Raw genomic sequence first — 13,555 nt, forward strand, 5'->3', positions numbered from 1 at the left:
CGGCCCGGCCAAGCCGGTTCCGCGGTATCCCTGGCATTGGCACTTCGATGCGCGCAGGTTGATGGACTGATTGGAGCGGATCCATGGATTTCGACATCGCCCTGTTGCTGGGGCAGGACGGCATCGTCAACGGCGCCGTCTACGGACTGATGGCGCTGGCGCTGGTGCTGGTGTTTTCCGTCACGCGGGTGATCTTCATCCCGCAGGGCGAGCTGGTGGCGTTCGGCGCGTTGTCGATGGCCGCACTCAACGCCGGCCGCACGCCGGCCACGCTGTGGCTGCTGCTCGCATTGGCGGTCGCCACGCTGGCGGTGGAAGGCTGGCGCTGGAAGCGCGGCGCGACGGTGGACTGGAAGGCCACGGCCGTGTGGACCCTCGCGTTCCCGCTCGTGGCCAGCGTGCTGGTGCTCGGCGTGAAATCCACGTCGCTCGCGATGCAGGCGGTCACCGCGCTGGTGCTCATCACGCCGCTCGGTCCGCTGCTGTACCGACTTGCGTACCGGCCGCTGGCGGATGCGACGGTGCTGATCCTGCTGATCGTCTCGGTGGCGCTGCATGGCGTGCTGGTCGGACTCGGCCTGCTGTTCTTCGGCGCCGAAGGCTCGCGCACGCCGCCGTTCTCGGAAGCGCGGATCGACATCGGCGGGCTCGCGATCACCGGCCAGTCGCTGGTGGTGGTCGGCGTGGCAGCGGTGCTCGTTGTCCTCATGTTCCTCTTCTTCGAACGGTCCATCGTCGGCAAGGCATTGCGCGCCACCGCGATGAACCGTGTCGGCGCGCGCCTCATGGGCATCCCGACCGACCTGTCGGGCGACCTGAGCTTCGCGCTCGCGGCGCTGATCGGTGCCGTTTCCGGCCTGCTCATCGCGCCGCTGACCACGGTGTATTACGACACCGGCTTTCTCATCGGGCTCAAGGGCTTCGTCGCGGCGATCGTCGGCGGGCTCGCGAGCTATCCCATCGCGGTGCTCGGCGCGCTGCTGGTGGGGCAGCTCGAAGCCTTCTCTTCGTTCTGGGCCAGTGCGTTCAAGGAAGTGCTCGTGTTCACTTTGATCATCCCCGTTCTTTGGTGGCGTTCACTCCATAGCCGCCATGTGGAGGACGAGGAATGACGCGCCGCCACCTCACCCTTCTCTGCATCGCCGCGCTGGCGCTGTGCTGGGCCTGGCTGCCCGAGTTCACCGTCACGCTGTTCAGCTACATCGGCCTTTATTCGTTGGTTGCGGCCGGCCTCGTGATGCTCACCGGCATCGGCGGCATGACCTCGTTCGGGCAGGCCGCGTTCGTCGCCATCGGCGCCTATGCCACCGCCTGGGCCTGCACGTCGCCCGCAGCGGCGGCTATGCTGGGCGGCTTCGTGCCGTCGGGTGCGTTGCCGTGGGCCGGGCTGGTGCTCGGCCTCGTGCTGACCTTCGCAGTTGCCTGGACGCTGGGCGCGATCACGCTGAAGCTGTCGGGCCACTACCTGCCGCTGTGCACCATCGCCTGGGGACTGAGCCTTTACTTCCTGTTCGGCAACCTCGAGTTCCTCGGCGGGCAGACCGGCATCACCGGACTTCCGGCGCTGACCATCGCAGGCACTTCGCTCGCTTCGCCGCGCGCGCTCGGGCCGCTGATCTGGGCGGTGCTGCTGCTGGCGCTTTGGGCGCTGCACAACCTGCTCGATTCGCGCGAAGGCCGCGCGATCCGCGCGCTGAAGTCCGGCCGCGTGATGGCCGAGTCGATGGGCGTCGACACGGCACGCTATCGCGTCAAGGTGTTCGTGCTTGCCGCGCTGCTGGCGGCCCTGTCGGGCTGGCTCTATGCGCACATGCAGCGCTTCGTGAATCCGACGCCGTTCAACCTCAACATCGGCATCGAATACCTCTTCATGGCGGTGGTCGGCGGGGCCGGCCATCTGTGGGGCGCGGTGCTTGGCGCGACGCTCATCACGCTGGTCAAGGAGCAGCTTCAGGACATCCTGCCGAAGCTGCTCGGCGCCAGTGGCAACTTCGAGGTGATCGTCTTCGGCCTCCTGATGCTCTTCGTGCTCCAGCGCTTCGCCGAGGGCCTCTGGCCGACGCTGGCGCGCTGGTCGTCGCGCTTCCTCAAGCGTGATGCAGTTCCCGTGCCGAAGGCGACCGCATCGCTCGCGAGCCGCAAGCTGCCGGCGGCCGGCGCGCTGCTGCTCGAATCGGACAAGGTCACCAAACGCTTCGGTGGACTCGTCGCCAACAACGCGGTCGCGATGACGCTCAAGGCCGGCGAGGTGCATGCGCTCATCGGTCCCAACGGCGCGGGCAAGAGCACCTTCTTCAACATGATCTCGGGCGTGGATGACCCGACCGAAGGCGAAGTGCGCCTCATCGGCGAGACGATGAACGGCAAGCCTTCGCGCGACTACGCGGCCCGCGGCCTCGGCCGCACCTTCCAGCACGTGCGCCTGCTCGGCACCCGCAGCGTGCTGGAGAACGTCGCGCTCGGTGCGCACCGTCGCGGTCGCCACGGCTGGATCGCATCGATGCTGCGCCTGGACCGCGCCGAGGAGGCGGCGCTGCTGGCCGAAGCACACCGCCAGATCGAGCGCTGCGGGCTCGGCGAGTACGCCGACGTGCCCGCCGCGTCGCTCGCGCTGGGCCAGCAGCGCGTGGTCGAGATCGCCCGCGCGCTCGCCGGGCAGCCGGCCGCATTGCTGCTCGACGAGCCTGCCGCCGGCCTGCGCCACCTGGAAAAGCAGGCGCTTGCCACGCTGCTTTCGCAGCTGCGCGCCGAAGGGCTCGGCATCCTCATCGTCGAGCACGACATGGAGTTCGTGATGAACCTCGCCGACCGCATCACGGTGCTGGAGTTCGGCACCGTCATCGCCGAAGGCACGCCTGCCGAAGTGCAGGTCAACCCCCGTGTGCTCGACGCCTACCTCGGCGGCGGCGACGAACTTGTCCCGTTGGCTGCATGAGCATGAATCCTCTATTCGAACTCCAGGGCTTCAGCGTCGCCTACGGCGCGGTCGAGGCGGTGCACAGCGTCGACCTGCGCGTGGACGAGGGCGAGATCGTCACCGTCATCGGCCCCAACGGCGCGGGCAAGACCACGCTGCTGTGCGCGGCGATGGGCCTCTTGCCTTCCACCGGCGGCGTCGCGCTCGCGGGCGAGCGCATCGCGCGGCCCAGCGTGGAGGCGATGGTCGCGCGCGGCGTGGCATTGGTGCCCGAGCGCCGCGAGCTGTTCGGCGAAATGCCGGTCGAGGACAACCTGCTGCTCGGCGGCTTCTACCGCTGGCGCACCGGCCGGCGCGACCAGCGCGAGCGCATGGAGGAAGTCTTCGCGATCTTCCCGCGCCTCAAGGAGCGCCGCTCGCAGCTCGCGAGCACGCTCTCGGGCGGCGAGCGGCAGATGCTCGCGATCGGCCGTGCGCTGATGGCGCGGCCCAAACTGCTGATGCTCGACGAGCCCTCGCTCGGCCTTGCGCCGCTGATCGTGCGCGAAGTGCTGCACGTGGTCTCGTCGCTGCGCTCGCATGGCGTCTCGGTGCTGCTCGTTGAGCAGAACGCGCGCGCCGCATTGCAGGTCGCCGATCGCGGCTATGTGCTCGAGACGGGCGCGGTCGCGCTCACCGGTCCCGCGCAGGCGCTGCTGCACGACCGCCGGATCATCGACACCTACCTCGGGCTGGGCAACAAGAACACTGTGGCCGCCTGATTCCTTCGGAGAAATTCATGACCCAGATCCTTCAAAGTTTCATCGCCGGCCGCTGGCTCGGCCAGCAGGGCGCGCAGGTGCTCCAGAGTGCCGTCAACGGGCGCCCCGTGGCGAGCACGCACGCCGAGAGCATCGACTTCGGCGAGGCGCTGCACCACGCGCGCACCGTCGGCCTGACCAACCTGCTCGGGATGGATTTCCAGCAGCGTGCGCAGCGCCTGCGCGCGCTCGCCAAGTACATCGCCGAGCACAAGGAAGAGCTGTACGCGGTCTCGGCCCACACCGGCGCCACGCGCGCCGACAGCTGGATCGACATCGAGGGGGCGCGGGCACGCTCGCGGCCTATGCGGGCATCGGCGGCAACGAGCTGCCCTCGGGCAACCTCGTGCATGAAGGTCCTCCGATCCCGCTCGGCAAGAAAGGTGGCTTCGCGGGAACGCACATCCTGGTGCCGCGCCGCGGCGTCGCGGTGCACATCAATGCCTTCAACTTCCCGGTCTGGGGCCTGCTCGAAAAATGGGCGCCGAGCTTCCTCGCGGGCATGCCCTGCATCGGCAAGCCGGCGACCTCGACCAGCTATCTCACCGAAGCACTCGTTCGGTTGATGCATCGCTCGGGCCTGCTGCCCGAAGGCAGCCTGCAACTCGTGATCGGCAGCACCGGCGACCTGCTCGATCGGCTCGACGGCGCCGACGTGGTCACCTTCACCGGCTCGGCCGACACCGCCGCGAAGCTGCGCGTGCACCCGAACATCGTGCGGCAGTCGATCCCGTTCAACGCCGAGGCCGATTCGCTCAACTGCGCGATCCTCGCGCCCGACGTGTCGCCGGATGACGAGGAGTTCGACCTCTTCGTCAAGGAAGTGGCGCGCGAGATGACTGTCAAGTCCGGCCAGAAGTGCACCGCGATCCGCCGCGCGATCGTGCCGCGCCAGCATCTCGATGCGGTGGCCGAGCGGCTGCGTGCGCGTCTTGCGAAGACCGTGGTCGGCGACCCGGCGCTTGAAAGCGTGCGCATGGGTGCGCTGGCGTCGCACGCGCAGCAGGCCGACGTGGCCGAGCGCGTGCGCACGCTGATGCAGGGCGCCGAGCTGGTCTACGGCGAGCGCGACGGCTTCGCGCCGCAGGGCGAGGGCGTGGCCGAAGGCGCGTTCTTCTCGCCGACGCTGCTGCTGTCACGCGATCCGCTGCGCCATGACGCGGTGCACGACGTCGAGGCCTTCGGCCCCGTCAGCACGCTGATGCCTTACGACGGCATCGACGAAGCGCTCGCACTCGCCGCGCGCGGCCGCGGCAGCCTTGTGGGCACGCTGGTCACCAAGGATCCGGCGACTGCCGCCAAGGCCATCCCGATCGCAGCGGCGTATCACGGCCGCATGCTGGTGCTCGATCGCGAAGCGGCGGTCGAATCGACCGGCCACGGCTCGCCGCTGCCTTTCCTCAAGCACGGCGGCCCGGGCCGCGCGGGCGGCGGCGAGGAGCTGGGCGGCCTGCGCGCGGTCAAGCACTACCTGCAGCGCACGGCGGTACAGGGCTCGCCGACGATGATCGCAGCGGTCACCGGCGAGTACATGCGCGGCGCGAAGCTCAACGAGACGGAAGTCCATCCCTTCCGCAAGCATTTCGAGGATCTCGCGATCGGCGATTCGCTGCTCACGCACCGCCGCACGGTCGGCGAGGCCGACATCGTCGCCTTCGGCGGCATCTCGGGCGACTACTTCTACATGCACTTCGACGAGATCGCGGCCAAGGAAAGCCCGTTCGGCAAGCGCATCGCGCACGGCTACTTCGTGCTGTCGGCGGCGGCGGGCCTCTTCGTCTCGCCGGCGCCGGGGCCGGTGCTTGCCAACTACGGGCTCGACACGCTGCGCTTCGTCAAGCCGGTGGGCATCGGCGACACGATCCGCGCGCGCCTGACCTGCAAGCGCAAGATCGACCGCAACAAGAAGGACGCCAACGGCGTCGGCCAGGGCGTGGTCGCCTGGGATGTGGAGGTGACGAACCAGGACGGCGAACTCGTCGCCAGCTACGACATCCTCACGCTGGTCGCCAAGCGCAGCTGACGCCACGCGTTTGCAGCGCATCTTCGCCCGGCTTGCCAACCGGGCGATCGTGAGCACAATGCCGCCGCATGGATGGACTTGTGCGCGCACGAAGGAGAATCCTGCCGATCGTGCTCGGCATCGCGGCCGGCATGGCGTGCCTCTGGGGCGTGCCGTCCCGCGCCGCCTCGACCGAGGAGACGGCCGCGGTCCCGGTGACGGCCGCCGTCGAGCCGATCCCCGCCGCCGACATCACCGCACGCGCGGACGTCGACGAGCATCGCATCCAGGCGGCGGTGCAACGCGCGAGCCAGACCGACGAACTCCAGCGGCTCGAGGCGAGCCTCGAGCGGCAGTCGGCATCGATCAACCAACTTGCGCAGCAGTCGGCCGAGCGCAAGCTCGCCGAGCTGCCGATCCGCCGGCTCGAGAGCCTTCACCGGCACTGGCAGCTCTATGCGCGCGAGCTCGCCGACCTGCGCACCCGCGCCGCGCGGGAAGCGCGCGAGCTGTCCGAAGACGCCGCAGCGCTCGCCGGGATGCGCGCGCAATGGCGTGCCACCAGCAACGATGCGCACACCATTGCGCCGGCACTGCGCGAGCGGATCGACGAGCTCATCTCGAAGATCGAGGAGGCCGAGAAGATCGGCGCCGAACCGCTCGCGAAGGCGCTCCACCTCGGCCGCGTGGCTGGCGAACTCTCGCGGCAGGTGCGCGAGGAGGAGGTGGCGGTGCAAGGCCTCATCGACGATCAGGACCGCCGTCTGCTCTCGATGGATGCGCGGCCGCTGTGGCAAAGCGCGGGCCGCAACGACATCGAGCTGGAGCCGTTCCGCGCCGGACTCCGGCAGAGCATCGCGATCGAATCGGCACTCGCGCGCGATCACGACGCGGCCAACGCGGGCCTTCTGCGCGTGATTGTCGCGGGCGCACTTGTCCTGCTGCCGCTCCTGCTGTGGCTGCGCCGCCGCGCCGACCGCCTCATGGCCGACGGGCTGGTGACGCCCGAATCGGTCAAGCCGCTCGGCAGGCCCTGGGCCGCGTGGCTCGTGCTGGTGGCCCTGGGCGCGGTGGCGTTCGACTTCAAGGGGCCGGCGGTGCGGCAGCAGCTCTTCATGCTGCTGGCCTGGCTGCCGATGCTGCGGCTGCTGCCCTCGCGGCTGCTGTCGGCCGTTGGCCCGTGGGCGTACCTGAGCGCGGGCTTCTATCTGCTCAACATGCTGGCGTCCCTTCCCGTGAGCAATGAGTTCCTGTACCGAAGCCTGTTGCTGCTGCTCGACCTCGTGATGCTCGCGACCGTGGTGGTGCTCTTCGTGCGCGCGCGCCGCGAAGTGCCCGTGGGCATCCCGGCGTACCGGCAGCCGGCGATGGTTCTGCTGCTTGGTGCGGCCGGGGTGGTGCTCAGTCTCGCCACCGTGTCGAACCTGCTCGGCAACGTGTCGCTCGCCATCACGCTGACCTCGGCGGTGCTCGACAGCAGCTACCTCGGGCTGGTGATGTATGCGGCGGTCACCATCGTGGTGGCGCTCGCGCAGGTGCTGTTCATCCGCCATGACGTGTCGCAGGTCGCGCAGGGCGGCCGGTCGTGGGCGCAGACCGGCGCGCAGCTCGGCCGCGCCATGCTCGCGATCGCCTTCGTGGTGATCGTGCTGCAGAGCTTCCGGATCTACCGCCCGCTCGAAGAGATGCTCTCGCGCGTGCTCAATCATGTGTTCACGCTCGGCACGCTGTCGCTGAGCCTCGGCAACATCGTCGCCTTCGTCGCCGCGGTCTTCGTGGCCTTCTGGGTGGCGCGCGTGATCCGTCAGGTGCTGCAAAAGGACGTGCTGCCATCGATGTCGCTGCCGCGGGGCGTCGGCAACAGCATCTCGTCGCTGACCTACTACTTCGTCGTCACCTTCGGGCTGCTGACCGCGCTGGGGGTGCTGGGCTTTCCCCTCGGGCAGCTGGCGATCGTGTTCGGCGCGCTGGGCGTCGGCATCGGCTTCGGCCTGCAGGACGTGGTCAAGAACTTCGTCGCGGGCCTGATCCTGATGTTCGAGCGGCCGATCCGTCCGGGCGACGTGGTGGACATCGCGGGCCTGCTGGGGACGGTGAGCCACATCGGCATCCGCGCCACCATCGTCACCACCTTCGAAGGCGCGGACGTGGTGATCCCCAACGGCGTGCTTCTCGCCGACAAGCTGGTGAACTGGACGCTCAGCGGTACCCGCCGCCGCTTCGAGCTCGAGGTGAACACGCGGCCCGACGTACCGGCGGAGCGCACCATGGAGCTTCTGGAAGGCGTGGCGCGCGAGCTCGAAGGCGTGTCGGTGTCGCCTGCGCCGGAAGCCATCCTGATGGGCCTGAACGGCGGCCTCTTGCAGATCAGCCTGCGCGCGTGGACCGTGGAGGGCGCGAACTGGCTGGTCGTGCGCAGCAACCTCGCGAAGAACATCCGCACCGCGCTCGCGGACGCGGGCATCGACCTGCCGAGGCCGCAGAGCGAGGTGCACCTGAGCACCACGGCCGCGGACGAGATGGAGCGTTTCGCTGGGCGAGCCGCCTAGCGGTCGTCCGGCATCACCAGCGGAGGGCAGCACCGTGGGCAAGCAAGTGGGCGTCGAAGCACTCGCGCCATATCACCGCAAGCGCGACTTCGGCAAGACGCCGGAGCCGCAGTCCGGCGGCAGCGGGCGGCCCGGCGCGCTGTCGTTCGTGGTGCAGAAACACCATGCGAGCCGGCTGCACTACGACTTCCGGCTCGAGCTCGACGGCACGCTCAAGAGCTGGGCGGTGCCGAAGGGGCCTTGCCTCGATCCCACCGTCAAGCGCATGGCGGTGCACGTCGAAGACCACCCGGTTTCTTACGCCGACTTCGAAGGGACCATCCCGCCCGGGCAGTACGGCGCCGGCACCGTGATCGTCTGGGACCGCGGGGACTGGCTGCCGCAGGGCGATGCACGCAAGGCGCTGGCCGAAGGCAAGCTCAAGTTCGAACTGCGCGGCAGGAAGCTGCGCGGCCATTGGACGCTGGTGCGCATGCACGGCAGGGCGGGCGAGAAGCAGGAGCCCTGGCTGCTCATCAAGGAACGCGATCCGCAAGCGCGTCGCATCGACGAATACGACGTGGTCGAGGCCGAGCCCGACAGCGTGCTGACCGGCCGCGACGTCGACAGCCCGCCGGCCGTGACCTATCAGCGCCAGTCCGATCCGCCGGGGGACGAACCGCCCGGGCGCAAGGCGGGCTTGCCCGCGAAGCTCCCGCCGCAACTCGCGACGCTGGCGACCGAGCCTGTGGCCCGCGAGGGCGACTGGCTCTACGAGCTCAAGTTCGACGGCTACCGGCTGCTGACGCGCATCGACGAGAAAGGCAAGGTCCGGTGCATCACCCGCAATGGCCATGACTGGACCTCGAAGCTGCCGGCACTGGCGAAGGCGCTGGCGAAGTTGCCGGTCCGTTCCACCTGGCTGGACGGCGAGATCGTGGTCGACGACGAGCACGGTGCGCCCGACTTCCAGGCCCTGCAGAACGCCTTCGATCGCGGCTCGACCTCTTCGGTCGTCTACTGGCTCTTCGATGTGCCGTTTCTCGACGGGCGCGACCTGCGAGGCGTGCCGGTGGAGGAGCGGCGCGACCTGCTCGCCGCCGTGCTCGCCAGCGAGCCGCAGCCGCTGCTGCGCTTCAGCGAAGCCTTCGAGGCCTCGCCGCGCGACCTGCTCGCGTCGTCGGCGCGCATCGGCTTCGAGGGCATCATCGGCAAGCGGCGGGGCTCGGGCTATGTGTCGCGCCGCTCGCCGGACTGGATCAAGCTGAAGAACCAGCGGCGGCAGGAATTCGTGATCGGCGGCTACACCGCGCCCCAGGGGTCGCGGGCCGGCTTCGGCTCGCTGCTGCTCGGCGTGTATGACGACGACGGCGCGCTTCAGTACTGCGGCAACGTGGGCGCCGGCTTCGACGTCGGTCGGCTGTCGGACATCAAGGCGCGGCTCGACGAGGTGCCAAGCGACGAATGTCCTTTCGCCAAGCGGCCCGCCGGCGTGAAGGCGCAGTGGGTCACGCCGGTGCTGGTGTGCGAGGTCTCCTTCGGCGAATGGACGGATGACGACCGCATCCGACACTCGGTGTTCCGGGGCCTGCGCACCGACAAGCCCGCGCGGCAGATCCGCCGCGAGACCGCATTCACGCCCGGCACAGAGTCGTCCGGGCCGGGCAGGCAGGGCACGTCCGCATCAGCGAAGCAGCGCGTGACCCACGCCGACCGTGTGATCGACAAGGACAGCGGGATCACCAAGGGCGAGCTGGTCGCCTACTACCAGCAGGTTGCCGAGCTCATCCTGCCGCACCTCAAGGGCCGGCCCGTGGCACTCGTGCGCGCACCCGAGGGCGTCGGCGGCGAGCTCTTCTTCCAGAAGCACGCGAGGAAGACGGAGTTGCCGGGCGTGAAGCTGCTCGACCCTTCGCTCGATCGCGGCCACGAGCCGCTGCTGCAGATCGATACGGCGCGCGCGCTGCTGTCCGTCGCGCAGATGAACGTGATCGAGCTGCATACGTGGAACGCGACATCGAACGCGATCGACAGGCCCGACCGCATGACCTTCGACCTCGACCCCGGCGAAGGCGTGCAGTGGCCCCAGATGCAGGAAGCCACGCTGCTGGTGCACACGATCCTGACCGAGCTCGGGCTGGAGCCCTTCCTGAAGACCAGCGGCGGCAAGGGCCTGCACGTGATGGTGCCGATCCGCCGGCAGTACGACTGGGACACGGTCAAGGGCTTTTCGCAGGCGGTGGTGCAGCACCTCGCGCGCGTCATTCCGGACCGCTTCGTCGCCAGGAGCGGGCCGCGCAACCGCGTGGGCAAGATCTTCGTGGACTACCTGCGCAACGGCTTCGGAGCGACCACTGTTGCTGCCTGGTCGGCGCGTTCGCGTCCGGGCCTGGGTGTGTCGGTGCCGGTGGAGTGGGACGAGTTGCCCGGCCTCAGCAGCGCATCGCAATGGAACGTGCGCAACATCGGCCGCCGCCTTCCCGCCGGCAACACGCCGTGGGACGGCATGGCGAAGAGCGCGAAGGCGCTCGGGCCGGCGATGAAGCGACTGGGCTACGCGCCCTAGCGGGTGCCGTGCCGCACGGACCAGCGCGAGCGCGCCAGTGCCGCGAGTTCGAGGGCGCCCGAAAGCAGGGCGATGGCGTGGCGGGAAATGCGGATCATGGTCCCGTCACGCTAGCGCGCCTGTATGACTGTTTGATGTCCTCGCACCTCGCTATCCTGCGCGCGTGAAGTCAACCGATCTGCCCGAACTGCTGGAACTGCAGGCGCTCGCCCGACGGGCGGGCGCGAGCATGACGCGCCGCGCGCTGGGCGAGGTCGAGGCCGGTGCGCAACGCTTCGCGCTCGAGGCCTTCATCCTCGGCAGCAGCGCGCCGGATGCGCCGGCGATCGGCTTCTTCGGCGGCGTGCACGGGCTGGAGCGCATCGGTGCGGAAGTCACCATCGCCTATCTGCGCAGCCTCGTGATGCGGCTTTCGTGGGATGCCACCGTGCAGCGGCTGCTCGAAGGCGTTCGGCTGGTGTTCATGCCGGTCGTCAATCCGGGCGGGCTGTGGCTCGGCACGCGCGCGAATCCGAACGGGGTGGATCTCATGCGCAATGCGCCGGTCGAGTCCGTCGAGCGTGTTCCCTTCCTGATCGGCGGCCAGCGCGTGAGCGCCACCTTGCCGTGGTTTCGCGGTGCGGCGGGCGCACCGATGGAGCGCGAGAGCGCGGCGCTGTGCGAACTCGTCGAGACCGAGTTGCTGAATCGTCCCTTCAGCATCGCGATCGATTGCCACTCGGGCTTCGGGCTCGCGGACCGCATCTGGTTTCCGTTCGCGCATGCCTCGCGGCCGATCGCGCACCTGGCCGAGATCCATGCGTTGTGCGAGATCGTGGACGACGCGCTGCTTCACCATCGCTACGTGCTGGAGCCGCAGAGCCGCCAGTACCTCACCCATGGCGACCTGTGGGATTTCCTCTACCTGCGCGCCTGCGAGCGCGGGTGCGTGTTCCTGCCGCTCACGCTGGAGATGGGTTCGTGGCTCTGGGTGAAGAAGAACCCGAAGCAGCTCTTCTCGCGGCACGGCATCTTCAATCCGATGATCGAGCACCGCCAGCAGCGCGTGCTGCGCCGCCATGTGGGCTGGCTGGACTTCCTCACGCGCGCCGCGTGCAGCCACGAGCGCTGGCTGCCCTCGGGCGCGCAGAGGGAGGAGCACACGCGCCGCGCCCTCGAGCGCTGGTACGCCGCGAGCGGAAGAGGCCGCCGGTGAGCACCTGGGTGCTGCTGCGCGGCCTCACGCGCGAAGCCGGCCACTGGGGCGCGTTCCCGTCGGTGCTGCGCGAGCGTCTGCCAGAAGGCGACCGTGTCATCGCGATCGATCTGCCCGGCAACGGGCGCCTGAACCATCAACGCAGTCCGGCCCGGATCGAGGCCTATGTCGACGACTGTCGCCGACAGCTCCGCGCGCTCGGCGTGGCGACGCCGGTGCACGTGGTCGCGATGTCGCTCGGCGCAATGGTCACGGCGGACTGGGCTTCGCGCCATCCCGCGGAGCTGGCGGGCTGCGTGCTCGTGAACACCAGCCTGCGTCCCTTCAGCCCGTGGTATCGGCGGCTGCGGCCTGCCAACTACCGAGCGCTGCTCGGCGTGATCTGGCCCGGAAGCAGCCCTCGCGCGCGCGAGCAGACCCTCCTGCGGCTGACCACGCGGCACCCGCCGGACGCGGCCGGCACCGTCGATGCGTGGACCGCGCTGCGCGAGGCCCGCCCGGTGAGCGGCGCGAATGCGCTGAGGCAACTGTGCGCGGCCATGCGCTACCGCGCTTCGGCGGAGGCGCCGGCCGTGCCGCTGCTCGTGCTGTCGAGCCGGTGCGACGGGCTGGTGGATGTGCGTTGCTCGCAGGGCGTCGCGCGCGCATGGCGGGCGCCGATCATCGAGCACCCGACCGCAGGCCACGACCTGCCGCTCGACGACGGCCCGTGGGCGGCCGACCGGATCAGCCGGTGGGCGGCCGCGCTCAGTGGCGGCCGTCCGCCGGACGCAGCACGTTGTTCTTCAGCGTGACCGGCTCGCCGATCGGCGGCGCGGCGGTCGTCTCGACGGTGCGCAGCGTGCCGTTGTCCATGCGCACGCTCACCCGGTAGACCGTTTCGGTGTGCGTGCGCTTCTCGATCTCGTTGCCCGCGAAGCCGCCGCCCACGGCGCCGGCCACGGTCGCCAGCGTCCGCCCGTTGCCGCTGCCGATCTGGTGGCCGAGTACGCCGCCGACCACACCGCCCGCGACCGCGCCGACACCGGTGGTGGGCTTCTGGCGCTGGATCGTGTTGACCGATTCGACGTGCCCGCAGACAGAACACACCTTGTGCGCGGGCGCCGGCGGCGCCGTGCCTTCGCTCGCCGACACGACCGGTTCGGCGTTGCCTGCCGCCGCGTGCGGCGGGATGACTTGCGGCGCCCTGACCGGCGGCGGTGGCATCGTGGTGGCCGCGACAGCCTGAGGCGGCGGCTCGGGTGCTGCCTCCTGCACCACCGGCGGCTTGAAGTCGTTGGGCGCACGCACCGGCGGCGCGGCGGCGAGCGAGGTCGCTTGCGGCTGCGAGGTGTTGCCGACCTCCTTGTGAAGCAGTGCGCCGCCGAGCGCCGCCACCGCGATCGACAGCACGCCGATGACACCCCAGAGTGCCTTCGACGACCGGGCTGCGGGCCCGGCAGGCGGGTTGATCGTGGAATTCGAGTCCATGGGGATTCCCTTTCATGGCCCGGCGCAGGACACCGGACTCTCCACCAGCATCGCCGATGCCGGGCGCCTGTCAATTG

Annotated in this window: 8 protein-coding genes and 1 pseudogene; 8 read left to right on the forward strand and 1 reads right to left on the reverse strand. The window is 69.6% G+C overall.

Going from position 1 to position 13,555, the window contains the following annotated elements:
• Nucleotides 1–83 precede the first annotated feature (83 nt).
• From ACQ858_RS00560 to ACQ858_RS00595, 8 genes and pseudogenes are all read left to right on the forward strand, one after another.
• Nucleotides 84–1,112 (forward strand): branched-chain amino acid ABC transporter permease, encoded by a 1,029-nt coding sequence (locus ACQ858_RS00560; RefSeq protein WP_431274962.1) that lies wholly within the window; start codon nt 84–86, stop codon nt 1,110–1,112.
• Entirely contained in the window at nt 1,109–2,935 is a 1,827-nt protein-coding gene (locus ACQ858_RS00565) for an ABC transporter permease subunit (protein WP_431274963.1), read from the forward strand. Before ACQ858_RS00560 ends, ACQ858_RS00565 begins: the two co-directional genes overlap by 4 nt.
• Nucleotides 2,936–2,937: 2 nt before the next feature.
• On the forward strand, nt 2,938–3,678 hold the full coding sequence (locus ACQ858_RS00570) for an ABC transporter ATP-binding protein (RefSeq protein ID WP_431274964.1): 741 nt from the start codon (nt 2,938–2,940) through the stop codon (nt 3,676–3,678).
• Between the two features lie 17 nt (nt 3,679–3,695).
• A pseudogene (gene paaZ / locus ACQ858_RS00575) lies at nt 3,696–5,740 on the forward strand (phenylacetic acid degradation bifunctional protein PaaZ).
• A gap of 68 nt (nt 5,741–5,808) precedes the next feature.
• Nucleotides 5,809–8,268, forward strand: coding sequence for a mechanosensitive ion channel domain-containing protein (locus ACQ858_RS00580; RefSeq protein ID WP_431274965.1), 2,460 nt, complete (start codon nt 5,809–5,811; stop codon nt 8,266–8,268).
• 34 nt (nt 8,269–8,302) lie between these two features.
• The gene (gene ligD, locus ACQ858_RS00585) at nt 8,303–10,813 is read left to right on the forward strand and encodes a DNA ligase D (protein WP_431274966.1); all 2,511 of its coding nucleotides are present in this window, start codon (nt 8,303–8,305) and stop codon (nt 10,811–10,813) included.
• A 163-nt stretch (nt 10,814–10,976) separates the two neighbouring features.
• Nucleotides 10,977–12,008, forward strand: coding sequence for a M14 family zinc carboxypeptidase (locus tag ACQ858_RS00590; protein WP_431274967.1), 1,032 nt, complete (start codon nt 10,977–10,979; stop codon nt 12,006–12,008).
• Nucleotides 12,005–12,802, forward strand: coding sequence for an alpha/beta fold hydrolase (locus ACQ858_RS00595; RefSeq protein WP_431274968.1), 798 nt, complete (start codon nt 12,005–12,007; stop codon nt 12,800–12,802). Before ACQ858_RS00590 ends, ACQ858_RS00595 begins: the two co-directional genes overlap by 4 nt.
• Here the strand turns inward: ACQ858_RS00595 and ACQ858_RS00600 are convergent.
• Nucleotides 12,756–13,478: a glycine zipper 2TM domain-containing protein gene (locus tag ACQ858_RS00600; protein ID WP_431274969.1), complete on the reverse strand. Its 723-nt coding sequence runs from the start codon at nt 13,476–13,478 to the stop codon at nt 12,756–12,758. The genes ACQ858_RS00595 and ACQ858_RS00600 overlap by 47 nt on opposite strands.
• Between the last annotated feature and the right edge of the window lie 77 nt (nt 13,479–13,555).

The sequence above is a fragment of the Variovorax ureilyticus genome, assembly GCF_050632185.1.
In the GTDB taxonomy this organism is placed as follows: Bacteria; Pseudomonadota; Gammaproteobacteria; order Burkholderiales; family Burkholderiaceae_C; genus Variovorax; species Variovorax ureilyticus_A.

What these genes read in the sequence shown, in the direction of transcription:
- ACQ858_RS00560 (WP_431274962.1), top strand. Translation starts at nt 84, where the DNA reads ATGGATTTCGACATCGCCCTGTTGCTGGGGCAGGACGGCATCGTCAAC.
- ACQ858_RS00565 (WP_431274963.1), top strand. Translation starts at nt 1,109, where the DNA reads ATGACGCGCCGCCACCTCACCCTTCTCTGCATCGCCGCGCTGGCGCTG.
- ACQ858_RS00570 (WP_431274964.1), top strand. Translation starts at nt 2,938, where the DNA reads ATGAATCCTCTATTCGAACTCCAGGGCTTCAGCGTCGCCTACGGCGCG.
- ACQ858_RS00580 (WP_431274965.1), top strand. Translation starts at nt 5,809, where the DNA reads ATGGATGGACTTGTGCGCGCACGAAGGAGAATCCTGCCGATCGTGCTC.
- ACQ858_RS00600 (WP_431274969.1), bottom strand. Translation starts at nt 13,478, where the DNA reads ATGGACTCGAATTCCACGATCAACCCGCCTGCCGGGCCCGCAGCCCGG.